General features: G+C 36.7%; 22 protein-coding genes. 14 read left to right on the forward strand and 8 right to left on the reverse strand.

Annotated features, from left to right (window positions below; genetic code table 11):
- Nucleotides 1-31 precede the first annotated feature (31 nt).
- A complete protein-coding gene (locus ACKPCA_RS02310) occupies nucleotides 32-1363 on the reverse strand; it encodes a DEAD/DEAH box helicase (protein ID WP_321281129.1) in 1332 nt (443 codons plus the stop codon).
- 110 nt (nucleotides 1364-1473) lie between these two features.
- On the reverse strand, nucleotides 1474-1998 hold the full coding sequence (locus ACKPCA_RS02315; RefSeq protein ID WP_321281131.1) for a DUF7935 family protein: 525 nt from the start codon (nucleotides 1996-1998) through the stop codon (nucleotides 1474-1476).
- A 173-nt stretch (nucleotides 1999-2171) separates the two neighbouring features.
- On the opposite strand from ACKPCA_RS02315, the gene ACKPCA_RS02320 reads away from it, so the two are divergent.
- The 3 genes from ACKPCA_RS02320 to ACKPCA_RS02330 all read left to right on the forward strand — a co-directional run bounded on the left by ACKPCA_RS02320 (nucleotide 2172) and on the right by ACKPCA_RS02330 (nucleotide 4806).
- Nucleotides 2172-3365 carry a pyridoxal phosphate-dependent aminotransferase gene (locus tag ACKPCA_RS02320; protein WP_321281132.1) on the forward strand — a complete coding sequence of 398 codons (1194 nt, stop codon included), beginning with the start codon at nucleotides 2172-2174 and terminating at the stop codon, nucleotides 3363-3365.
- 142 nt (nucleotides 3366-3507) lie between these two features.
- Nucleotides 3508-4152: a hypothetical protein gene (locus ACKPCA_RS02325; protein WP_321281133.1), complete on the forward strand. Its 645-nt coding sequence runs from the start codon at nucleotides 3508-3510 to the stop codon at nucleotides 4150-4152.
- Between the two features lie 12 nt (nucleotides 4153-4164).
- Complete coding sequence (locus ACKPCA_RS02330; protein ID WP_321281134.1) at nucleotides 4165-4806, forward strand: hypothetical protein; 642 nt, start codon at nucleotides 4165-4167, stop codon at nucleotides 4804-4806.
- Nucleotides 4807-4862: 56 nt separating this feature from the next.
- On the opposite strand, the gene ACKPCA_RS02335 is transcribed toward ACKPCA_RS02330, so the two are convergent.
- The 5 genes from ACKPCA_RS02335 to ACKPCA_RS02355 form a co-directional block, all read right to left on the reverse strand.
- A complete protein-coding gene (locus ACKPCA_RS02335) occupies nucleotides 4863-6062 on the reverse strand; it encodes an FprA family A-type flavoprotein (protein ID WP_054717851.1) in 1200 nt (399 codons plus the stop codon).
- 204 nt (nucleotides 6063-6266) lie between these two features.
- Nucleotides 6267-6938 (reverse strand): Crp/Fnr family transcriptional regulator, encoded by a 672-nt coding sequence (locus ACKPCA_RS02340; protein WP_321281135.1) that lies wholly within the window; start codon nucleotides 6936-6938, stop codon nucleotides 6267-6269.
- 160 nt (nucleotides 6939-7098) lie between these two features.
- Nucleotides 7099-8334 (reverse strand): ABC transporter permease, encoded by a 1236-nt coding sequence (locus ACKPCA_RS02345; protein WP_321281137.1) that lies wholly within the window; start codon nucleotides 8332-8334, stop codon nucleotides 7099-7101.
- Nucleotides 8335-8361: 27 nt separating this feature from the next.
- Entirely contained in the window at nucleotides 8362-9288 is a 927-nt protein-coding gene (locus ACKPCA_RS02350) for an ABC transporter ATP-binding protein (protein WP_321281138.1), read from the reverse strand.
- A gap of 72 nt (nucleotides 9289-9360) precedes the next feature.
- Nucleotides 9361-11670: a T9SS type B sorting domain-containing protein gene (locus ACKPCA_RS02355; protein WP_321281139.1), complete on the reverse strand. Its 2310-nt coding sequence runs from the start codon at nucleotides 11668-11670 to the stop codon at nucleotides 9361-9363.
- A 271-nt stretch (nucleotides 11671-11941) separates the two neighbouring features.
- Here ACKPCA_RS02355 and ACKPCA_RS02360 point away from each other — a divergent pair, with 271 nt between their 5' ends.
- The 10 genes from ACKPCA_RS02360 (at nucleotide 11942) to katG (ending at nucleotide 22576) form a co-directional block, all read left to right on the forward strand.
- Complete coding sequence (locus ACKPCA_RS02360; protein ID WP_321281141.1) at nucleotides 11942-13228, forward strand: ABC transporter substrate-binding protein; 1287 nt, start codon at nucleotides 11942-11944, stop codon at nucleotides 13226-13228.
- Nucleotides 13229-13272: 44 nt separating this feature from the next.
- Entirely contained in the window at nucleotides 13273-13980 is a 708-nt protein-coding gene (locus ACKPCA_RS02365; RefSeq protein WP_282014588.1) for a GTP-binding protein, read from the forward strand.
- A gap of 74 nt (nucleotides 13981-14054) precedes the next feature.
- Nucleotides 14055-15083, forward strand: a complete 1029-nt coding sequence (locus tag ACKPCA_RS02370; protein WP_321281143.1) for an ATP-binding cassette domain-containing protein — start codon at nucleotides 14055-14057, stop codon at nucleotides 15081-15083.
- A 198-nt stretch (nucleotides 15084-15281) separates the two neighbouring features.
- Nucleotides 15282-15524 carry a hypothetical protein gene (locus ACKPCA_RS02375; protein WP_054717872.1) on the forward strand — a complete coding sequence of 81 codons (243 nt, stop codon included), beginning with the start codon at nucleotides 15282-15284 and terminating at the stop codon, nucleotides 15522-15524.
- Nucleotides 15525-15657: 133 nt separating this feature from the next.
- Nucleotides 15658-16341: a GOLPH3/VPS74 family protein gene (locus ACKPCA_RS02380; protein ID WP_321281144.1), complete on the forward strand. Its 684-nt coding sequence runs from the start codon at nucleotides 15658-15660 to the stop codon at nucleotides 16339-16341.
- A gap of 96 nt (nucleotides 16342-16437) precedes the next feature.
- Nucleotides 16438-16977 (forward strand): hypothetical protein, encoded by a 540-nt coding sequence (locus tag ACKPCA_RS02385; protein ID WP_321281146.1) that lies wholly within the window; start codon nucleotides 16438-16440, stop codon nucleotides 16975-16977.
- 73 nt (nucleotides 16978-17050) lie between these two features.
- Nucleotides 17051-17701, forward strand: a complete 651-nt coding sequence (locus ACKPCA_RS02390) for an HD domain-containing protein (protein WP_321281147.1) — start codon at nucleotides 17051-17053, stop codon at nucleotides 17699-17701.
- A gap of 161 nt (nucleotides 17702-17862) precedes the next feature.
- Nucleotides 17863-19431, forward strand: coding sequence for a serine hydrolase (locus ACKPCA_RS02395; protein ID WP_321281148.1), 1569 nt, complete (start codon nucleotides 17863-17865; stop codon nucleotides 19429-19431).
- A 189-nt stretch (nucleotides 19432-19620) separates the two neighbouring features.
- On the forward strand, nucleotides 19621-20067 hold the full coding sequence (locus ACKPCA_RS02400; protein WP_321281149.1) for a GNAT family N-acetyltransferase: 447 nt from the start codon (nucleotides 19621-19623) through the stop codon (nucleotides 20065-20067).
- A gap of 310 nt (nucleotides 20068-20377) precedes the next feature.
- Nucleotides 20378-22576, forward strand: a complete 2199-nt coding sequence (katG, locus tag ACKPCA_RS02405; RefSeq protein WP_321281150.1) for a catalase/peroxidase HPI — start codon at nucleotides 20378-20380, stop codon at nucleotides 22574-22576.
- Nucleotides 22577-22798: 222 nt separating this feature from the next.
- On the opposite strand, the gene ACKPCA_RS02410 is transcribed toward katG, so the two are convergent.
- Nucleotides 22799-23542 (reverse strand): DUF6261 family protein, encoded by a 744-nt coding sequence (locus tag ACKPCA_RS02410; protein ID WP_321281151.1) that lies wholly within the window; start codon nucleotides 23540-23542, stop codon nucleotides 22799-22801.
- Between the two features lie 764 nt (nucleotides 23543-24306).
- Here ACKPCA_RS02410 and ACKPCA_RS02415 point away from each other — a divergent pair.
- Nucleotides 24307-25041: a DUF2971 domain-containing protein gene (locus ACKPCA_RS02415; RefSeq protein ID WP_321281152.1), complete on the forward strand. Its 735-nt coding sequence runs from the start codon at nucleotides 24307-24309 to the stop codon at nucleotides 25039-25041.
- Nucleotides 25042-25144: the final 103 nt, after the last annotated feature.

Genomic DNA, 25144 nt, shown 5'->3' on the forward strand with positions numbered 1-25144 from the left:
TATAAAATAAAAGCCCCAATCGGGGCTTTCTTTATTTCTTTTTTAATTTATTTCTTTTTTTCTGATTTCGCTTCTTGTTTTCCATAGCCTTTTGTCTGCCTTTCGAACCCGAAGGCGTTTTCATGTTTTTGGCTTTTTTCTGATGGAAAGCTCCAGTATCTCTTCTTACAGTATTCTTAACCTTTACATTGCGAGTTTGGATTTTCTCATCTTCCAAAAGTTGTGAAGTGATTTCAACATCCAAAGGAACGGATTCCAAAGAAACAGGTTTGCGAATCAAATCTTCGATTTTTTCCATCAATTCCTCTTCGCCTTCGTTTACGAAGCTAATTGCGGTTCCTTCTTTCTCTGCACGACCTGTTCTACCTACACGGTGAACATACTCCACATAATTGGTAGGAATATCAAAATTGATTACATGACTCACATTTTCGATATCAATACCACGGGCTGCCACATCCGAAGAAACCATTACTCTTGCTCGACCTTCTTTAAATGCATTCAAAGCATTAATACGAGTGTTTTGAGCTTTGTTGGAGTGAATTACACTTAGCTCTTCTCCTAGAATAGCTTCCAATCTGTCAACAATTCTGTCTGCATTTTTCTTGGTTTCGGTAAAAACCATCACCTTGTTAAACTCCTCTTTGTCTTCTAAAAGGTATTTTAACAAGTTTACCTTACTCAAAATATTAGGAACATGATATTGAATTTGATGTATGTTCTTTACGGTTGTTGCCTGCGGAGCAACTTCAATTCTTTCTGGCATGAACAAGAAATCATCTGACATTTTTGCAACTGTATCTGAAAAGGTTGCAGAGAACAACAGATTTTGATGTTTTTCTGGCAAGATATCAAAGATGGCATTCAATTGAGGCATAAATCCAAGATCCATCATTTTGTCAGCTTCGTCGATCACCAAAGTTCTAACTTGAGACATTTTCAAAACTCTTGTCATGTAAATGTCCATCAAACGACCAGGAGTTGCAACCAAAATATCTACACCTTCATAAACCTTTTCTTTCTGAGTATTGATATTTACACCACCATAAACGCCCAATGTACGAATATCCATGTATGGAGTCAACAATTCAATAGTTTCACATACCTGTAATACCAACTCTCTGGTAGGAACAACGATCAATGCTCTTGGATCCATTCCTTTTGCATAGTTCAATTTCATCAATATTGGCATCAAGTAAGCCAAAGTTTTACCTGTACCAGTTTGTGCAATACCAATGATATCTTTTCCCGAACGAACAGGAGAAAATACCTGGTGTTGAATTTCTGTAGGTTTTTCAAATCCGGCTTCATCCAAAGCCATTCTAATTTGCTTACTTAGTTTGATATCGTCAAATGAAATCATTGCTCAAATTTTTTAGAAAAAGTTCCGCAAAAATAGGGAATTTTTAGTGAATGCGTAAATTTGTTCATGTGGAAATGTTTTTCATGAACTATTCATTATATATCAATGACTTACTTCCAAATTGTACTCACTTCATTTTTTAAAGAGGCTATGGCTTTATCAATTTCCGCGTTCTGAATCTGCATATGTGATTCAATTATGGCTTTACTCAATCCAAGAGAGGAGTCAGTTGTTATCAATTGTGATGCTTCGGAATTGATAAGCTGAATGATGTTTTCCTTTGCGGCTTTTATTTGTTTCCACAGTTCGCCAGAAATATACATTTGTTGTGATAAATTGTGTTCAAATTCTGTTCTAATTGCAGAAATCAACTTTTGCTGCAACTGCTGATTGTTCATTCCAATAACATTTTCTCTTACAATTAATGATTCAGGATGAATTCGTTCTAAAAAAATAATTAATCTCTCATAGGCTTGTAATCGAATGGGAGTGATTCTTTTTTGATTGTTTAAAAAGATTTCTTGTTTTCTTTTTTGTTCATCTCTTTTAAAAAATGCTTTTATAACAAAGTATGTCGTTGCAAAAACGACCAAGGATGGCAATATGTATTTACTTATCTCAAGAATACCTGTCATTTTTTTAGGTTTTAGTTTAATTTTTCGATTTCAGTACATCCCCTGTATGTTTAAAAACAGTATCTTTACATGCAGTAAGCAAAATTTTGTAAACCACTATATTTTGTTTACAGGGGGACATTATTTTAACAAAAGTATTAACCAAATTTTTAAATCCCTAAATTAAATTTAGAATGTTGAAAGTTTCGGACCGTATTGCAGCGATGGAATTATCTCCAACGCTGGCAATGTCACAGAAAAGTAGAGAAATGAAAGCTCAGGGAATCGATGTGATTAACCTGAGTGTTGGCGAACCTGATTTTGACACCCCTGATCATATCAAGAAAGCAGCGCAGAAGGCAATTGATGATAATTATTCGCATTACTCGCCAGTTCCTGGGTTTCTTGAGTTGCGTCAGGCTGTTGTAAATAAGTTAAAACGTGAGAATGGATTAGATTACACAGTAGATCAGATTGTAGTATCAAACGGAGCGAAACAGTCAATTGTCAATGCCATGATGAGCATTGTGAACAAAGGAGATGAGGTAATCATTCCTTCGCCATTTTGGGTAAGCTACAGCGAAATTGTAAAACTTGCCGAAGGCAAATGTGTTTTTATTCCGGCAAGCATTGATCAGGACTTTAAAATTACACCAGAACAGTTAGAAAAGGCAATTACACCCAAAACAAAGGCTTTTTTATTCAGTTCTCCAAGTAATCCAACAGGCAGTCTTTATTCAAAAGAAGAATTAAGAGCTTTAGCTGATGTTTTCGTAAAACATCCAGATATTGTAGTATTATCTGATGAAATTTATGAGCACATTAACTATGTTGGCACACATGAAAGCATGGCCCAATTTGCTGACATGAAAGACCGTGTTGTTGTGATCAATGGTGTTTCTAAAGGATATGCAATGACAGGTTGGAGGATTGGCTATATTGCGGCTCCATTATGGATTGCAAAAGCATGTGGGAAGTTACAAGGACAGATGACGTCAGGTGCATCTTCGATTGCACAAATGGCTTCTGTATCAGCATTGGATGGTGATCAATCTAGTGTTGTATCCATGAGAAAGGCATTTAAGAAGAGAAGAGATTTGGCATTGACACAATTAAAAGAAGTGCCAGGTTTTGAAATTCGCGAGCCGAAAGGTGCTTTTTACCTATTTCCTCAGGTAAACCAGATTTTTGGAAAATCGAATGGCAATATTACCATAAATACTGCCACCGATTTGAGTTTGTATTTGTTGGAATCAGCGAATGTTGCAACCGTAACAGGAGAAGCTTTTGGTGCTCCTGAATGTTTGCGATTATCTTATGCAACAAGCGAGGAGCAAATGGCAGAAGCAATTCGAAGAATTAAATCTGCTATTGAGAAATTGAAATAATATCTTAAGCATATAAGATAAAGCCAGTACATTTTGTACTGGCTTTTTTTGTCTTTATAATCAATTGTTAAAAAATCATAAAAAACAAAAATGATAGGTGGGGGATTGCATGATTAAATTGGTTTAGCAATAAACTATAATCATGAAAAACAAAATCTTATCAACCTTACTGATTGTCTTATTGACAAGCAATTTTTTAATGGCACAACATGTTTATCATTCCTACGATAGACCAAAAACAGCCAAACACTTAACCGACCAATCTGGAAAAGTGGAATCAAAAGGAGATAATTTTGAGCTGGGATTCCATTATGGACCAGCATGGACTTCAGGTGACACAAAGGACTTTGCAAGACGAGGAAGTTCCTTTAGCATGAATCTTGGGGCTAACAATGGTAGGGTATATTTTGGAACGGAGTTTAGTATTACCAGTTGGAAAGATTACCAGGAAATTCATGAAGCTAAAGACTTGAATTTTAATGAAACTAACTTTCTGTGGTTGGTGCAAACCAAACTGTTTTTAGGCGAAGGAAATGTTCAGCCATATATCGGTTGCGGAACAGATTTGATAAGTTTTGGTGAAGCCATATTAACAGCGGAAGATGAGGAAGAAGACGGTTATTATTCCAGTTACTATGAGGAAGAAAAGAATTATAATACATGGTTTGTTCCAAGTTTCGGTTTAAGATGGAAAATGGGCAAAGATTTAAGTGGTAATGTAGGCTTAAGTGCAGATTTGTCCAGAAATTATAGTTATACAAGATTACAAGTAGGTATTGTTTTTTAATTCATTAATAGTATGTTTTTTCAAAAAATTAGTTTTCTATTGGTTCCATTAATATTTTGCTGGCTAACATCCAAATCGCAAGAGAAATATTATCAATATTCAAAAAGTACGAGTAAAAGTAAAGTGGATCTAGATTTGATAACAGAGTTTGAAATTGGCTTTCATGCAGGACCGAACTGGACAATAGGGAATACAAGAAAAATAGCCAGGTTTGGTCAGGTTTACAGTCTGAATATGGGGTGGAATGATGGAAAGTTTTACTTTGGAACAGAATTTAATTTAAGGTTTTGGGATGAAATTTTAAATGATTCCAAAGCCGATCGAGTTGATTTCAATAATCAACAATTCCTTTGGTTGTTGCATATAAAGTATTATGTGATAAAAGGTGATGTACAGCCTTTCTTGGGTGTTGGAACGGATTTGTTGTCACTTATTGATCAAGCATTAAACCCCTCGGAAGATGAATACGTTGATTATAGAAATGATGAAAAACAAAAGTTTCTCAATTATAATGCATGGTTTGTACCAACGCTTGGTGTCCGATTTAAAATAAGAAGGTACATGTTTGCAGAAATAAGTTCAACGATTGATATTTCTGACAATTACAATTCAATGCGACTGCAAGTAGGTTTTATTTATCAACCACAGTTATAATACAAAAAAACTCCCCCAAAAGTTGGAGGAGTTTTATATATTTGGTATTGATTTACTTACGAATATAATTCTTTCAATCGTTTTGCCATACCATCTGCAAGAGCTTCACATTGGTCGAAATCTTCTTGTCCGGGAGCACATAATGCTTCAGGAGTAACTTCGATGGTTTCCCATTTAATGTTTTCAGCAAATTTATTCAAACGTTTAAGGCCACCGCCTCCCCACGATTTAGAACCGAATACACCAAGTACATGATCTTTAACTCCCATGTGCTCTAATTCGTTGATCAAAGTTTCCATTGTTGGGAAAACATCACCATTGTATGCGCAACTACCCAAAATTACTCCACGATATCTGAAAATATCATTGATGATGTAAGAAGGGTGAGTTTTAGATGAATCGTGAATACGGATTTTCTTGATTCCTTTTCTTACCAAATGACGAGCAATGTTATCAGCCATTTTTTCAGTATTACCGTACATTGAAGAATAAACGATTACACATCCTTCATCCGTTTTGTACTGGCTCCACTTATCGTATTTGGCAACAATATCAGCAATGTGAGTTCTCCAGATAGGACCGTGAGTTGCACAGATCATTTTGATTTCCAAGCCACCTAGTTTCTGCAGTGCATTTTGAGTTGGACGACCGTATTTACCAACAATATTTGAATAGTAACGGCTAATTTCTTCTTCTAGATAATCCAAATCAAGCTCATCATCGAAAATGCCACCATCAAGAGTACCGAAAGCACCAAAAGCATCACCAGAGAAAAGAATTCCATTGTTCGATTCGAATGTTACCATAGTTTCTGGCCAGTGTAACATTGGAACCATGTAGAAGTTTAATTTGTGTTCACCCAAATCGATACTATCACCTTCGCGAACTTCCATTAAATTGTCTTTAACACCATAAAAACGTTCCAACATAGGGAAGGTTTTTTTGTTTCCTACAATTTTCATTTCTGGATAGCGCTCCACCAAAGAACGAATAGAACCAGAGTGATCAGGTTCCATATGATTCACAATTAGGTAATCCGCTTTACGACCATCAAGTACTTCCTCAATATTGTCAAGGTATTCATCCATTGTACCTTTTTCAACAGTGTCAACAATGGCTACCTTCTCATCTACAATTACATATGAGTTATAAGCAACACCCTTTGGCAATGGCCAGTAGTTCTCAAAAATGTGGGTTCTACGGTCATTTGTTCCTACCCAATAAATTTTCTCAGTAATGTTGTTCTTATTGTGCATTTCTTATTGTTTTGAAATATTTTGCATTTTCAGACTTTAAAATCTTTTTGATAATTGTATTGTTTCGAGAATCAAAAAGGTTGAAAGACGAAGCAATTCTCTTATTTAAAAACAAATAAAGAGAAGCCTTGTTTTCAGGGCACAAAATTAAGAATTAATTTTTTTCTTAAATCAGAAAACAACATGTTCTTGAAAAAAAATGATCTATTGTTGAAGAAGTCGGATAAGTTGTTGCCTATTTAGGATTTTGATATCTCTCCTATGAGTTTCTATTAATCCTTCTTGTTCCATTTCTTTTAAACTTCTGGCAAAGGATGGCCGGGTTACGCCAAAAAACTGTGCCATTTCTGATTGAGATTTTGGCAAGGTAACTTGTACCTTGTCCGGGGCAGCCAATTTTAAAATGTAATTAGCCAATTTACCTTTAATGGTTTTAAAATTTAAAAACATCAGTTTATTGGCCAGGAACTGACTTCGATTTGAAATTAGATTCAAATAGTTGATAAGGAATACTTTATTCTTTTGAAACAAATCAACAACCGACTCTTTTGCCAAAGTGAAGATTTCCACATCTTCATTCGCTGTTACATTTACTGGAAACTGATTTCTTTGTCCGAATAAAAAGGCGGAAGCAATGGGATAGGGCGCCATAATATCCTCAATTTTTATACTCTTTCCCGATGGATCGAGCATTTCTCCTTTCACACTGCCTTTCATTACGATCATTAAATGTTCACAACGATCTTCACGAAAGGCAACCATGTCACCTTTTGAATATTTCCTGATTTTATACTGAGCACCCAGCAACAGAGATTCCATTTCTTCCGGAGTAATTCCTCTAAAAACTGGTGATTGAGAGAGTTGTTGAAATAGCATTTTGTTGTTCCAATTATTATTTTCTCAATGATACGGGTTTCCAAGCAATCTTCAAAAAATAAAAGAGGATTTTGTCCTTTTCTGGTGAATGAGGACCAAGCTCTGAATTGTCTATAATAAGATATACTTAGTCACGAAAATCTCCATTACTCATTAACTTTTATACCATTTTCAATAAATTTCTTCTAAAACTGATTACCGAAATGGTGGTAAGGAGGGCACCAATTCCCAGTAGAACAATCATCTTTGGCAAAATGTCGATAAGAGGTAGTTGCCTCCAGAAGATATCAAAAAAACCTTCCATGGCCCAGTAGTTTACTGAAATTACCGCCAGTTTTTTCATGATTGCTGGCATAAAGAAAAGAGGCATCATACTTCCGCCTATAGCTGAAATCACAAGAATAATAAGAGTTGATAAACTTTCTACTTGTTTTCTACTTTTACATACCGATGCCATAAATATTCCGAAACTCGAGCAAGCGATGGCTGCACAAAGAATCATTAGAATAAGAGCTGGCAGGTTAATGAAAATATCTAAACCTAATGCCAACCAGGAATAAAGAAACATTACGGTTAGTTGCAATACTGCCATGAAAAGGGTTGACAGCATTTTCCCATACAAAATTCCAGAAGGACTAATAGGAGCAATTAATAAACGACGAAATGTACCATCTTCCTTTTCTTTTAACAAGGAGGCTCCACTGGCGGATACACTAAATAGCAGCATCATGATTGCTATACCTGCAATGGCTTGCACCAATCCAAGGTTTCCATTTTTCTTTTCACCAACAAGTGCTGTCATTGGAAGTTCCGAATTCTCTTCAATTTCAGACTGTTCCTCCGAATTATTGAAGCCGTCAAACTGTTCTGCTACCTGGGCTTGTATATCTTCTAGTTCAGAATCCGATAAGTCTGGATTTTTATCTTTAATCCATGTATTTACTTTGCCTTTTATGCCTTTCTTCATGGTTATTCCAAAAAGATTCGACCATAAAGCTTGCTGTAATAATCCCATTTCTATCTCTTTGGCTTCATCATAAAACAATTCCATGGGTATTTTTTTACCAGATTCAACAGAATCCTGAAATCCTTTGTACAATACCAAAACAGCAGTTCTTTTTCCTTTTTTAATTAAGGTTTCGGCTTCTTGATAGGTTTTAGGCTCTAACTTTAGACCTTCTTCAGCATCTAAGGTTGAGAAAACTTCTTGTGAAAGATCAGTTTTGTCTTGGTCTGTAAATAGTAAATTAACAGGTCTCGATTTCTCCGATTTTCCTATGCCACCATACATCAATGCGAAAATTGTAATTAATGCGATAGGTAAGAGAAGGGATAGAAATACTGCAGTTTTATCTTTAAAATATTGCTTGATATCTTTTATTGCGATTGTAAACATTTTGCTAGGTTTTAGAATGGAAAGAGATTAGTCGCGTAATGATTTACCAGTTAACTCAAGAAAAATACTTTCTAAGCTCAGACTTCTGATGTCTATCTTATCAAGCAGAAGTTCTGATTGAGAACACAGATGAATTAACTCTGGCAATTCTGCATTAGCCTGTGATGAGGATAGAATTATATGATCCTTATTCACTAGAAGTTGTCCCTTGTATCGATCAATTAATTGATTCAATCCATTTTTATTGGGATTGGAATATTTTAAATGAATTTCTTCTTTTATGGAAGAATTGGTCTTCAACTCATCCAAACTTCCTTCTGCAATGATTCTTCCTTCATCAATAATTCCAATTCTATCGCACAAACGCTCTGCTTCTTCCATATAATGAGTGGTATAGATCATGGTTAAACCACGAGAATGGAGTTCTTCAATGACTTCAAAAATCAAATTTCTACTTTGTGGGTCGATACCTACAGTAGGTTCATCCATAAATACGATTTTTGGATCGTGAAGTAAAGCTGCGGCAATATTAATTCTTCGCTTCATGCCTCCGGAATAGGTTTTAACCTTGTGATTTTTTCTATCGGAAAGTCCAAGGAATTCTAATAATTCATCACATTTGTTTTGGAGCTGATTACCTTTGATTCCGTACATGGTACCCCAGAAATTAAGATTCTCAGAGGCTGTTAAATCTTCGTATAGAGCAATTTCTTGAGGGACAACACCAATCAACTTTTTGCATTCCGCTAGGTTTTGATATAATGATTTTTCTTCGTAGAAGATTTCGCCTTCATCAGGTTTGAGTAGTGAACTTAAAATACTAATTGTAGTGGTTTTACCCGCTCCATTGGGTCCAAGCATACCATATAATTCACCTTTTTGAATGGTAAGGTTTATATTGGTAAGGGCCTTAATTTCTTTGTAAGATTTTGATAGATTTTTTGCAACAAGCATAAAGTTTGTGTAAGGTTAGAGATGACCTAATTTACACAACTTAATTAGAATTATAAAATCATTTTTAGGAAATTAACGAAGTAAAGCAACATTGCCTTTCTTTAGCATTTTTTTGCCATCAAGATAAGTTACTTCTAACACATAAATGTATACGTCAATATCTTGTAACTCCCCTTTGTATGATCCATCCCAACCGATATTGACACTATTGGTTTCGAATATTTTCTGTCCCAAACGATTGTATATTACCAGTATTGCCTCTTTGATATCTTTGCCGTAAATGAATAACTTATCATTATGACCATCGCCATTTGGAGAAAATGCTTTTGGTAGACCGACAAATGGATAATCTTCAAGAAATTCTATAGCTATTGTATCTTGAGCTGTACAGTTGTGTTCATTTCTAACTTCTACCCAGTATTCTCCTGGTTTGTTAATCGATATTTTTTGTGTAATCTCGCCGGTTGACCATGTGTAATAGCAATTTGGTATGCCTGCATCCAAATCTATTCCTTTATCAGGATATGAAATCAAATCCTGTCCCAAATCCACAACAGGAACTTCCTTAGTGGTTATTTCAATACAATCAGATTCTGTATTGCCATTCGCATCTGTAACTTCCAGGCAAAATTGCCCCTGCTTCTTTAGGTAAGTTTCTGGTGCGTCACAATTTATTCCACTCCAACGATAAGTTAGAGGGGGAGCTGGATTTCCTTCAAGATTTACAGTGACAAATGTTGAATCGCCTTCGCAAATGCTTTGGTCTTCGCCAAGAAAGACACCAAACTTTTGGCCATGTTTATAATCGATAAATAATGTATCTTTATTTGAACATCCATACTGATTAGAAACCTCTACAACAAATATTCCTCCTGTGTTGGCCACTATTGTTTGGCTTGTTTCTCCATTGCTCCAAGTGTAACTGGATCCAGAATTTTTTGCATCCAAAGTGGCAGTTTCGCCTTCCCAAAGAACCAAATCAGGACCTAAATCTACAATTGGGTTAGGGTGATATTGAATAATAGTACTTGCTGTTTTTTCAAAACCATCAGGATCTGTTACAGTAACTGAATATTTTCCACCCGTTTCTATTGTTATTTCAGATTCATTAGCTCCCGTACTCCATTTGTATCGATATTCCTGATCCATTGACAAGCTTGGACTAAGCAACATCTTTTCATTGCCACACAGGTGAATAATTTCAGGTAATTCAATTGTAAAAATCTCATCTTGAAGTTTAGCTGTAAACTCTTTAGTACTGGAACAGCCATATTCTGAGGTTTTGGTAACCGAATATTTCCCACTTTCAGAAAGAATAATTGAACTATTGGTGGAACCATCGGACCATAGGTAAGTGCAATTTTCCTCATAAATGTCAATTTTATGCTCTTGATTTTGAAGTACCACCAAATCATCAATAAGTATTTGGGGAGAGTTTTGAACTTTAACTTCTACCGATGCACTTATTTTTTGTTGGTCAGTTAAATCGGTAACAATCAATTTATATATGCCCGGTTCGCTAACATGGATGGATTTACTTGTTTCTCCATTGTCCCATTGAAAAGAATAATTAGAAAGTAAATCCATTTCTGGATTCAATTCGCAGGATTCTCCTAGACAAATGTTTTTGGTTTCACCCAAATCAACCTTAAAACTGTTTACAAATTCAATGCCTGCATATACAGTGTCGCTGTTACAACCCATAATATCTGTTTCAATTAATTTGAGAATGCCTGTGCCTTCATTTTTAGGCCATTCTATTCTTAAATTAATATCTTTTGAATCGGTTTTAACGTTAGTGTTATTCTCTTGTAATATTGCTCCTTCGGGTAATATAACTTGGTATGCAGAGTTTTTACCAATCCGTGCGCTATAATTCAAGGTTGAACCAGTTTTTACTTTTGGAAAGTAATCATTGAATTCTGGGCCTGGTAAAGGTAATATTTGAATTGTGGCAGAGCGGGAATCTTCAGGAATATTCAGAGGGGTTAAATCTTCTAACCAGGCTTCTCTTAATTCTATAGTGTAATCTTGAATCGTACCACTTAAGTTTCTTAGCGATAGGGAAAAATCATATTCAGAAAACTCAATTGCTTTGTTACCATTAAGAATTATTGCAGGACTATTGTTTATTGAGTAACTGGCAAACCACTTTTTATCCTTAGGTCCTTCAATTGAAAGATTTATTTCTTGTGTAGGCAGAACTCTTCCATTGGTTGCTGAGCAGTACAAGGCTTCATAGTTAGCTATAATTCTAACCGCATCAAGGGTTTCGTTATTACCACTGTTCTGGGCAAGTACAAAAAATGGCAAAATTAACACAACAAAGATGATCGAAATCTTAGAAGAGAAATAGAATAATATGTGGCGTAAATTTGCCATAGGCAATAAATTTTTCTCAAAATCAAGAAAAGTTTTCTTTAAGTTTTTCGATATAAATATACTTCAAAATTATCAATCTATGAATTTTAATCAATAATTTCAACTTATTCGTCAGTAAAAATAAAGTCTTAGTCCGTAAAGAATATTGAGGTGAGTTAAATAGAAGTCAATGGTTGATTGCAAAAAAATACAATGTGTAACATCGGTTACAATTTATTTTTGTTGGAGCATCTACATTTGCAATAGAAAATCAATAAAAATCGATTTCATAATGGAGAATCAATATTTTAATACCACAGATAGTTTGCTTGATATTTGTACCAAATATCCTGAAACAGTGAAAATTTTTGTTTCGAACGGATTCAAGCAATTAGAGGATGAAAAGAAAAGAGCTCTTTTAGGAAAATCTCTTTCTTTGGAGATGGCTTTGAAGATGAAAAAACTGAATGTGGATACTTTTTCTGCTTTGCTAGTGGAAGGTATTGATTCTGTTCGTGGGCAGGTTGATGGTGATTTAAACCAGAAGACAAAAGAGAAAAAAGAAGATTCGGTTCATGTTCAAGGTTTGTTGCCTTGTCCGGTTCGAGTTCCTTTAGTAGAAGGTATCGATTCTTTTATTACTGATTACGAGAAGAAATACAAGAATGAAATTGTGTATGATTTAAAGGCTGCTTCAATGGGATTGGATTGGTTAATTGATGATGTAATCAACCAGGAGAATACCGATAATTTAGCAGATATCTTTATTTCGGCAGGATTTGATTTATTCTTCGATGAGAAATTGATGGGTAAATTTAAAAAACAAGGTGTATTTAAAGATAGTACTGGCTTTGAACGATTGAATAAAGATTTCGACAATGAAGAGATTTGCTTGAAAGATCCGGAAGGACACTACTCAATGATTGGAGTTGTGCCTGCAGTATTTTTGGTGAACACAGCAGAATTGGGTGACAGACCTGTACCTCGCACTTGGGCAGATATCTTTAAGCCAGAATTCAAAAGAAGTGTAAGTTTACCAATTAGTGATTTCGATTTGTTCAACTCGATGTTGTTGCATATCTACAAGGCTTATGGCGAAGAAGGTGTACGAGGTCTTGGAGCTTGTTTACTGGAGAGTATGCACCCATCACAAATGGTAAAATCACATACCAAAAAGAGCGAAAAACCTGCGGTAACCATTATGCCATATTTCTTTACCAAGATGGTAAAACAAGGTGGTCCAATGATTGCAGTTTGGCCTGAAGATGGTGCCATTATTAGCCCAATATTTATGCTAACGAAGAAAGATCGTTTGGAAAAAACTCAACCAGTTATCGACTTCTTTGCTTCGAAGGGTGTTGGAGAGATTCTTTCTCACCAGGGATTGTTCCCAAGTATCAATCCAAATGTTGACAATAGACTACCGGAAGAAAACAAATTCATGTGGTTGGGTTGGGATTACATCAATAACAATGACATTGGATCTTTAATTAAGAAGTGTGAAACGATTTTCAACAACTCTATTCGAGATGAATCGTTTAAGAATTTGGGGCCATTGTCTTATACACCTAGCAACTAAATAGAAATCTTAATTTATCATTCAGACTTTAAACAACACAACATATGAACTTAGTTACAGTATCAGGACCTCCTTCATCGGGGAAAACAGCAGTGATTCTTAAAACCATAGATTCTTTCCAGAAACGTGGTTTGGAAGTAGGAGTAGTAAAATTCGATTGCCTTTATACCGATGATGATATTTTATATGAGAAGGCGGGTGTTAAAGTAAAGAAAGGATTGTCTGGATCTCTTTGCCCTGATCATTATTTCGTAAGTAATATCGAGGAAGTTACCCAGTGGGGAATTAAAGAAGGTTTGGATATTTTAATTACCGAAAGTGCCGGATTGTGTAATCGTTGTTCTCCATATGTTAAGAGTGTAACTGCAGTTTGTGTAATCGATAATTTGAGTGGAATTAACACACCAAAGAAAATTGGTCCGATGTTGAAATCTGCCGATATCGTAATCATTACAAAGGGTGATATCGTATCACAGGCTGAACGTGAGGTTTTTGCATCGAGAGTGAATACAGTAAATCCAGGAGCAAGCATTATGCACGTAAATGGATTAACGGGTCAGGGAGCATACGAATTAAGTACTTTGCTGTATGATGAAAAAGTAGAGGTGAAAACATTGGTTGGTGAAAAACTTCGATTCTCAATGCCATCGGCGCTTTGTTCATACTGTTTGGGTGAAACCAGAATTGGTGAGAGCTACCAAATGGGTAATGTTCGAAAAATCGACATGGAAGATAAGAAAGGGAAGAAGTAATAAGTTTAAAGGAGAAAGTAAATAATCCAATGACTAGCCACTTGCTTTAGCTGGTGGATTAAAAAACAGACATAATGATTACAATACAAGATATACAACAACAAACAATTGCCGAGTTATTTGAGCAGTATCCTTTTCTACCTGGATTTTTCGAAGAAAATACCTTGGATGTAGATGGACAAATCAATGAAAAACTGGATGATTTTCTGAACATTTTGGATGATGAAGAGGAAAAAGAAAATCGTGCAATGGATAAGACTCAGGTATTGGAATCCATGACCGAATACATTGCGCAAATGTTGGCTTTCCTTGGTGAAGATGAGGATGAAGGAGTGAATAGCATTACACTTTTGCCTGGAACCAATAAGTCGGGTGAGAAGGAAAAATTTGAAGAGCTGACCATTAACAAAAGTGAGATTGTTTGTATTGTAGGTCCAACAGGTTCGGGTAAAAGTCGATTGTTGGCGGATATTGAATGGGTAGCACAAAATGATACGCCAACGTCCAGAACCATTCTGGTAAATGGCGAGAAAGGCGATAAGAAATGGCGAGTTACTTCGGGGCATAAGTTGGTTGCTCAGCTATCTCAGAACATGAACTTTGTAATGGATCTTTCGGTTTATGAGTTTATAGAGTTACATGCACAGAGCCGTTTGGTTGAAGATGTTGAAGGTGTAATCAACAAGATATTTGAACAAGCTAATAACTTGGCAGGAGAGAAATTTAGTTTGGATACTCCAATTACCAGTTTAAGTGGGGGGCAGTCGAGAGCCTTAATGATTGCAGATACTGCCATTCTAAGTAAGTCTCCAATTATTTTGATTGATGAGATTGAAAATGCAGGTATCGATCGCAAGAAAGCATTGGAACTGTTGGTAGGCGAAGAGAAAATTGTACTAATGGCGACTCACGATCCTATTTTGGCACTAATGGGAGATCGAAGAATTGTTATCAAGAACGGAGGGATTCATAAGGTGATAGAAACCAGTGGTGATGAGCAAAACCTTCTTACCGAATTGGAAAGAATGGACAATGTGATTCAGAACATGAGAACTCGTCTTCGTCATGGTGAAATTATCCGACAGGAAGACATAGGTTTCTAATTAAGAATGAATAATTAGTAATTAATAATAGATTTTCAATTGGAAACAGTTTCTCTCCTTCTAGGGGAGATGGCGATAGCCAGAGGGGTGTTAAAATCTCCAAAAATAAATAATATTAAAAGTATAAATTAAAATATTAATTACTGGAATGTGGCTTAAGCCAAATATCAGTAACTAACTAATCAGGAGGAAATAATTATGCATGACGGATGCGCAGGAAGCTTTGAGAACGGAAAACAGGTAGTTGATAAAATTAGAATGATGGGTTTTGCTCAGCAATTGATGCCAATGCCTATGGATATTGAATGTCATGGTTGTAAGGAAACTTTTACCATGGAAGAATTCGAAGGACATTGCCCTAAATGCGATATGGTGCATGGTGTTACACCTTGTCACGCCTTCGATCCTAACAACATTATGGCCGCAGGTATAGGTTATTAATATCTATGGAGAACTGTATTCCCACGGGTTTTATCCCGTGGTGGATTTGACCCAACAGAATTTCCTGCTGGGATTTTTTGTATCAATAAATTTGTAATTTAGATCACATTATTCACAAGCAATTCTATAAAATATGAACCTTAACTTAGTTGATCAACTTACACTATTGGCATTGGATGATGAGAAAGGAAATTTCATTACGGACAGTTTTTCTTTTGCATATGGTCTGGCGGGAGCAATTATTCTGGAACTTTCTTTACAGGAACGAATCGTTGTGGAAGGGAAGAAACTAAAGGTAAAATCAACTGAAACTTGTGGTGATGCCTTATTGGATCATTTCCTGGATATGATTAGTGGTTCCAAAAAGGAGAGATCCATTCAAACCTGGGTAGAAACCATCGGGGAAAAATATTCTTCCATTAAAGAAGGAACAGTAGAAAAATTAATAAAGGAAGGCATTCTAAGAAGGGAGGAACAAAAGATTTTATGGATTTTTTCTGTAGATAAATTTCCAGCTGAAAATACAAAGCCTGAAAATATGCTCAGAAAACGCTTGAATGATATCCTTATCAACGATTGTGAGGTTGATATGAATGAAATCATGTTGATCAGTCTGATTGACATGTGTGAACTAAACAATGAGGTTTATGGCAAGGAGAGAGCCAAAGAGTTCAGGAAGAAAATAAAAGGAATTATAGAAAAAGGACAGTTGAGCTCATCAATAGGAAAGGCAGTAAAAGAAATACATGATGCATTAATGGCGGTAATGGTGATCTTAATGGCCAGTGCCGTTTTTACTACTACCACAACATCATAATACATTGTACATTTCATACTGATTTTGCTTTTCATTATCATACTTAATGATTTCAAACAATAATAATTCAATTATCTTCGCTCATAAAAACAGTTCATGAAACCAGTACTCATTGTATTGTCTGACTTGTGGGGTAGGGAAAAGTCGGATTGGATTCAATTTTACTCCAAACCGTTATCTTCAATTTATACAGTAAAATTCTACGATTCATGTGAATTGGGAGGAGTAGATAAAAGTGCTTATCAGGAAAGTAAGCTTCATGAACAGTTTGTGAATGGTGGAATTTCCAGAGCAGTTGAGAATTTAAAGGCTGAAGGCCATAAAATTATCGAGATACTTGCTTTTAGCATTGGTGGTGTCATTGGTTGGAAAGCTGCATTAAATGAAATGAATATTCGTGCGTTCTTTGCACTTTCATCAACCAGACTTCGTTATGAAACTGAAAAACCCAATTGTTATATTCGATTGTTTTATGGAGAAAAGGATAAATATCAACCGAATTCAGATTGGTTTGAACAATTAGAACTGAAAAATAATATCATTCCCAATGTTTCACATGAAATGTATCGTGATGAAAATGTAGCCAGATTCATTTGTCAGGAAATTTTAGCTACTAGAAAAGTGTGGGATAAATAAGTTTGTTTAAGCTAGCATTTTTTAATAATTACGTTCCTCTTTCTATCTTCACATTCCAAATTAAAAATGAAATATGAATAAAGATCAGATCATAAATCAAACCGTAGAATTTGTAAAGCAAACACTGGCTAATGCCGAAGGAGGTCACGATTGGTGGCACATTTACCGGGTATGGAAAACGGCCAAGCATTTGGCGCAAGACGAAAAAATTGATCTGTTTGTGGTTGAATTGGGGGCATTATTGCATGATATTGCCGATTCAAAATTCCACAATGGCGATGAGAGTGTTGGACCAAAAAAGGCAAGAGAATTTTTATCTTCTCAGCAGGTTGATGAGGATGTAATTGTACATGTGGAGCAGATCATCAGTAACATTTCTTTTAAAGGAGGAAAAGAGGCTCAAAAGTTCAAATCACCAGAGTTGGATGTGATACAGGATGCGGATCGTATGGATGCAATCGGTGCTATAGGTATTGCACGCACCTTTAATTATGGCGGCCACAAAAACAGGGAAATTTACAATCCGGAAATTGAACCCAATTTAAATATGACAAAGGAGGAGTACAAAAAATCAACGGCTCCAACCATCAATCACTTCTACGAAAAACTGTTGCTTTTAAAAGACAGAATGAACACCGGAGCCGGTAAAGCCATGGCAGAACAGCGTCATATGTTTATGGAGCAATATTTAGATCAGTTTTATAAGGAGTGGGAAGGAGAATAAAGTACGGATTAAAGCATAAAATAAGAACGAGGCAATTTCGTCTCGCTTTTTTATGATTTGAATATTACTGTCAACTAAGCTATATTTGAAAGGAAAGCAATTGATTATCCCAAAAATTCCAAAACACCACACCACTAAATTGAACCTTAAACTAAATTGTCATGTTTAAAACAAAACGATTAAGCTGCCTTCTGTTATTGGTATTTTGCCTTAGCAGTATTTTGGTTAAAGCCCAAGGATTAAGCTCATCTCAAATTGATTCCCTTGCCAATCAAACATTAGAATCCTTTCCAATGGCTGGATTTGCCGTATCGGTGGTGCACAATGGGCAAGTAGTTCACGCCAAAGGTTATGGCCTAAGATCCATTGAAAGCAAACAAGCTGTGGATGAAAATACTTTGTTTGCTATAGCTTCAAACAGCAAATCATTTACGGCTGCTGCTTTGGCCATATTGGTTGATGAGGGAAAATTGTCATGGAAGGATAAGGTGGTGAAGCACATTCCTGAATTTACCATGTACAACTCCTATGTGCGAGATAATTTCACGGTGGAAGACTTGCTGTGTCACCGCAGCGGACTGGGATTGGGCGCAGGTGACTTAATGATCTTCCCTGATGGCAGCGATTTCACCATAGATGATATCCTGAATAGTTTTCAGCACCAAACACCAGTTTCGGACTTTCGTACCAAGTACGATTACGACAATTTGTTGTACATCGTAGCGGGTGAAATCATACATAGATTGAGTGGCATGAGCTGGGCAGAATTTGTAGAGGAGAAAATTATGAAACCACTGCAAATGAATGCTTCTGCAGGATCGTTCAAGAGAATTAAGAATAAGGATAATGTAGCATTGCCCCATTCGTCGGAGTATGGTGAGTTGGAAATTGTGGATGCCTACACCAATCCATTAATGGATGCCGCAGGTGGCATTTACGCCAGTGTAAATGATTTGAACCAATGGTTGCTAATGCATTTGAATGGCGGAAAGTATGGCGAGGATGAACACTTGTTCTCGCAGCAGAATCAAAACAACATGTGGAGAGCTCACACCATGCTTCAATTTTCGGCGAAAGGAAATGGCAAATACGAGAACCACTACAAAGCCTATGGTTTAGGTTGGGTGATCGAGGATTATAAAGGATATACCATTATCAGTCATACCGGGGGATTGCCAGGCATGCTTTCTAAAACCGTATTGATTCCTGAACTGAATGTGGGGATAGCTGTTTTAACCAACACCCTGCCTGGTGGATATGCTTACTACATGATACCACAAGCCATTATCGATTCTTATATCGAAGCCAAACCAACCAACTGGAATGCCTTTGCAGCAGAGCGTCTTAAAGGAACGCAAAACAAGGTAGATTCAGTTGTGAATGCAGTTTGGAATATCGTTGATCTTGCAAAAGAAATAGAGATAAATAAGGAAGACTACATCGGTTTGTATTGTGACAAGTGGTTTGGGAAAATGGAAGTGTACGAGAAGGATGGTGAATTGTGGATGCGCTCCTTGCGATCGCCTAAACTTACTGGTAAAATGCATTATTACAAGGCCAACAGCTTTGCGGTAAAATGGGCTTATCGCGATATGAATTGCGATGCTTTTGCCATGTTTGCCCTGGATGAGGAAGGCAAGGCGCAAGCTCTTAAAATGAAAGGAATCTCTCCCAATATCGATTTCAGTTTCGACTTTCAGGATTTGGATTTGAAGCGGGTAGAGGAATAAAGGATAAAGGATAAAGTTACAGTCATCCCGAGGAAACGAGGGATCTCTTTACAATATTAAAAGGCCAAGAGCCAAGGAAAAAGGGACAAGTAACAAGGTAGGAAAAGCTTCCAGCAATCAGCATTTATTTGCAGCAGCCAAAGTCTCCCTTTTAGGGGGATTTAGGGGGGAAGCATAAACTAAGCCAATATGATTGACTATATAGACATTGAACCACAAGAAATCTCTTTGATTAAAGAAGTTTGGATATGCAATAAAGAATTTCATGAAGAGATTGATGAGAACTTTACCTCTCAGTATGCAAGTCTGGATTTTGATACTCGAATGAACGCCATTGTTCAGAGTGGAAAGAACTTGAAAATAAGCATTGCAAAAAAGAACAATCGCATTTGCGCATATTGTATCTCGAGTATTGAAAATTGCAAGGGAGAAATAGAATCTCTGCATGTGTTGGAAAGTGAAAGGGGAAATGGAATCGGAAAAAAACTAACCCAGATGCACTTGGAGTGGCTAAAATCAAAGCAGTGTAAAGAAATAGGCTTGTATGTTGCTTCGTGCAACGAGAATACAATTGACTTTTACAAAGAACTTGGTTTGCTACCCAACCTTACCTACATGCAATTAAAGGATTGGTGATGAACCTTATTGACATGTCTGGCATCTTTGAGGTGCTGACATGTTCGTGAAAATATAGAGCCGCACAATGTTGCGGCTTTTTTTTATCATGGAATGATTGGCTTACTTTCACTGGAATTGTAAACTGCATTTGCATGTCAAGCATCTCGAAGATGCTTGACATGTTTGTGACATAAGAAAACAATATGCGCTTAATGGTGTTTTGATTTAAAGCGGTAAATATCTGTAAATTAAAAAGTGAGAAGGTTTTGATCAAGCTTACTTCTTTCGTAAATTATAGATTCGAAAAATCACTTTAAAATAAAATATCATGGAAAATCATACAGGAAACACAGGCAAATGTCCGGTAACCGGAGCTGTAGGGAAGCACAGTCATGCAGGAGGAGGACCCAAAAATCGAGATTGGTGGCCCAATCAATTAAAGCTCAACATTCTTCGTCAGCATTCATCCTTGTCGAATCCTATGGGCGAGAAGTTCGATTATGCCGAAGCCTTTAAAAGTTTGGATTATAAAGCGCTTAAAAATGATCTTTATGAGTTGATGACGGATTCGCAAGAGTGGTGGCCTGCCGATTTTGGACATTACGGACCTTTGTTTATTCGCATGGCATGGCACAGTGCTGGGACCTATCGCATTGGCGATGGAAGGGGAGGTGCTGGCGCCGGACAACAACGATTTGCGCCTTTAAACAGTTGGCCAGACAATGCCAATCTCGATAAGGCTCGTCGATTGCTCTGGCCTGTGAAACAGAAATATGGCAATAAAATATCATGGGCCGATTTGATGATTCTGGCAGGAAATGTAGCATTGGAATCCATGGGCTTTAAAACTTTTGGATTTGGAGGTGGTCGTGCCGATGTTTGGGAACCCGAAGAGGATGTGTATTGGGGATCAGAATCTGAATGGTTGGAAAATGACAAGCGCGATTTAGACCTGGAAAAACTCGACAATCCACTTGCGGCAATTCAAATGGGACTGATCTATGTAAATCCAGAAGGTCCGGATGGAAATCCCGATCCTCTTGCTGCGGCAAAAGACATTCGCGAAACATTCGCACGAATGGCGATGAATGATGAAGAAACGGTAGCCTTAATTGCAGGTGGACATACCTTTGGGAAGTGCCATGGAGCGGCAGATGCTGAGCACGTAGGGCCAGAACCCGAGGCTGCCTCGATGGAGGAACAGGGTTTGGGATGGAAAAGCTCTTATGCAAGCGGAAAAGGAGGCGACACCATAACCTCAGGCCTGGAAGTAATATGGACACAAACCCCTGCCAAATGGAGCTATTATTTCTTTAAGAATTTGTTTGAATACGAATGGGAGCTTAGCAAAAGTCCGGCCGGAGCACATCAATGGGTGGCAAAAAATGCCAAGGAAGAAATGCCAGATCCTCATGATCCTTCAAAGAAACGAAAGCCTACCATGTTGACTACCGATTTGTCATTGCGTTTTGATCCTGCTTACGAAAAGATATCACGACGTTTTTATGAGCGTCCGCTCGAATTTGCCGATGCCTTTGCACGGGCATGGTTCAAGTTGACCCATCGCGATATGGGACCGAAAAGCCTTTACCTGGGGCCCGAAGTACCTGCCGAAGATCTGATTTGGCAAGATCCGATTCCGACAGTAGATCATGAGCTGATTGATGAGAATGATATTGCAGACCTAAAATCAAAAGTTCTGGCATCGGGTTTAAGTGTTTCGCAAATGGTTAGCACAGCCTGGGCTGCGGCTTCTACTTTCCGAGGTTCCGATAAAAGAGGGGGAGCCAATGGTGCTCGCATTCGTTTGGCACCGCAAAAAGATTGGGAAGTAAATCAACCCAAGCAATTGCAAAAAGTGCTGAAAACTTATGAGGCAATTCAGGAAGAATTCAATGCCTCACAATCGGGAAACAAGAAGCTATCGATGGCCGACCTTATTGTGTTGGCAGGCTGTGCAGGAGTGGAAAAAGCAGCGAAAGATGCTGGAGTTGATATAACGGTTCCCTTTGCTCCGGGACGCATGGATGCTTCGCAGGAACAAACCGATGTTGAATCCTTTGCCGTTTTGGAACCCATTGCCGATGCTTTCCGAAATTACCAGAAAAAGAAATATGCCGTATCTACCGAAGACTTGTTGATTGACCGGGCTCAGCTGCTTACATTAACAGCACCCGAAATGACCGTGCTTGTGGGTGGTTTGCGTGTGCTCAATGCCAATTACAATGAGTCGAAACACGGTGTGTTTACCGATAGACAGGAGGTGTTAAGCAATGATTTCTTTGTGAATTTACTGGACATGAATTTGGCATGGATAGCAAAGAATGAGCACTTTGAGGCTCGCGATCGCAAAAGTGGAGCCGTAAAATACACGGCTACACGTGCCGATTTGGTTTTCGGGTCAAACTCGGAGCTAAGGGCAATCGCCGAGGTGTATGGCAGTGCCGATGCTCATGAAAAGTTTGTTTGCGATTTCGCTTCAGCCTGGAATAAGGTAATGAACTTGGATCGATTTGATTTGAAATAGAAGGAGTGTTCAGCAATTGATGCAGTGGCTAAAGTCCCCCTTTCAGGGGGTATTTAGGGAGGTGTTAAGCCAAGCATCAACGAACTTGAAAATAATAAAATGCATGCACATGTCTGGCATCTTTAAGATGCTTGGCATGTTAAAACAAAAGAGCCGCAAAATGTTGCGGCTCTAATTGTAATAGAAATAAAATGAAGACTTATTCCAAACATATAATTCTATTTATTCCTGTTCTTCAGTAACAGGCTCTTCAGCCGTATTTCTGGTCGATCTTGCACGGGCTTTGGTATTCACATCATCAATGTACGTAGCAATAATCTTGTAAGTGCCAGCATAAGTATCAGGTTTTGCCTTTGCCATTACACTTAAATAAGGTACAAGCTCTTCGTTAATGGTTTCGCGTACCTTTTTTTGTTGAAGCGATGCAGCAATGCTTGCCTCTTTGTCCGACTTGGCTTCTTTGCTTTTGCGATAGGTTTCCAACAAATTGGCATTCGATTCCTTTGCCAAATCTAAAGCCTCTTTTGCACCTATTAACAAATCAATTAAAGCTTTGTTTTCAGGTTTATCGAGTTCGACAAATAAGGAATTGGCCGAGGCAATTTGCTCCTCATAACCCAAACGGTACATTTGTAAATCATTGGCAGCAATATGTTTCCAAACTATTTTTGCTGCAACTGCTTTTGCCTCTTCACGCATGTACTTGTTCGATTCAACAAAGTTTTTAAAACAGATGATGTCCCTATCAAAAATGGCATCTCGTTCCGATAACTCCTCGGTATAATCACCACTACGGATCAAACCTAAAGAATTTTGCAGAACTTCTTTGTCTTTTCGCAACTTCGCTATAATCTCAGTAAAGTATACATCAGCACTCCAGTCGGTTTTATCAATTTCGAATAGAATGTTTTCTGCCATGTTATCCACTTGTTTTGCCGAATAAGAACTTAAAATTTTTTCTTCCATTGTTTTGTGATTTGGTTTATTGTTTATTACGATGTTGAATTTATAAAATTGTTTGTGAAGTATATGCAAGAAAAATGTTAAAAATTTATATTAACAAACTAAAATCGATATTGCTTGATGCTTTTGTGCTTAAATGTTAATTTAGTTGATTTTATTTGTTGAAAAACAAAATAGTATGATTTTATGGTGTAACAATAATATTTGCACGAATGTAAATCAATTAAAGCGAGTAATGGCAGAGGTTTTCAGTGGACGGACTCCCGATATTTTATAAGTAGAAGCTGGTTTTGCAAATATGCTCAAGACGATATGTAAAGTTTAATTCGAGTCAAAAAAGATCTCACGATGATTTATAAACCTGAATTTGAGACAAAAAAGAGCTCTCGACAAAATGTAAAAGCAGTTTTGGCGTAAAAAAATGCTCTCGACGACCTGTAAAGCCAAATTTGCCACAAAAAAGAACTCTCGACGATCTGTAAAGCCGAATTTGAGACAAAAATGAGCTCTCGACAAAATGTAAAGGCAATTTTGACGTAAAAAAATGCTCTCGACAATATGTAATGCAGTAGGATATTCGAAATAGAACTGTTACTTGCTTTAGTAACAAGAATTAATGGAAAGATTTGTTTTTAATTATTGATTTATAATTGAGTGTAAAATATTAATACGAATGCTTTGTACAGGGGGGATTGTTTTGTATTTTCATTTTTCGAAAGAGAAAAAATGAATGTTGTATACAAAACCAAAAGTTTCAAAAAGAACGGATGCCAAAGATATATCATTACACTAAGTTAAGCACAGCAATTGAATTTATATTGCCATCAATGACCTTGAGAACAAACTATTTAAATAGAATGAATGGACCAAAAGAAAATCAAAAGTGGGCTTTTGGTGGTGTGAATGTTCCATATGAGGATATGTATCCTGAATTAGACTTTGCAATAGATAAATCACATTTTGATAGTATGTATATGTTTGGTGAAGAAATTAAATCAAAAGTTCAAGCTCTTTGTTTTGTTCAGTCTGATGACTATCCTGGCTATGAAAACGAGATGATGTGGGCACAATATGCGGAAAATCATAATGGAATTTGTCTTGAGATAGACACTGATTTATTTCTGAATGAAAATAGCGATATCGATATTTTGAAGTTCCAAAATATAGATTATTCACCAAAGAAAAATAAATGGTTTCATTGGAATAATGACCTAACAAAAAAAGAGAATATCGATAATTTTATAAAAGGGAATCTAGAATCACTGTTTCTTTCAAAATCACATTATTGGGAAAAAGAATGTGAGAAAAGACTTCTAATATTAGATAATCAATACTGTAATTTGAAAATCAAAGAGTCATTGACTGGTGTATATTATGGTTTATCAACAGATCGCAATTACGATATTGCTGTTAGACAATTTATTGATGTAAATAAAACAAAAATGTATAGAGTTTACTTTGAAGACAATAAACTGAAAAAAATGGAGAGAAGACCATCATAAATGTCAATGGTTTATAATGTATACCTTAGTATCGAATGGATGGAGGTAAGAATGAATGTTAATTGTGACACTTTGCTACATTAGACGCAATGTTATTGAAGAT

The sequence above is a fragment of the Marinifilum fragile genome, from assembly GCF_963677365.1.
GTDB classification, from domain to species: Bacteria; Bacteroidota; Bacteroidia; order Bacteroidales; family Marinifilaceae; genus Marinifilum; species Marinifilum fragile.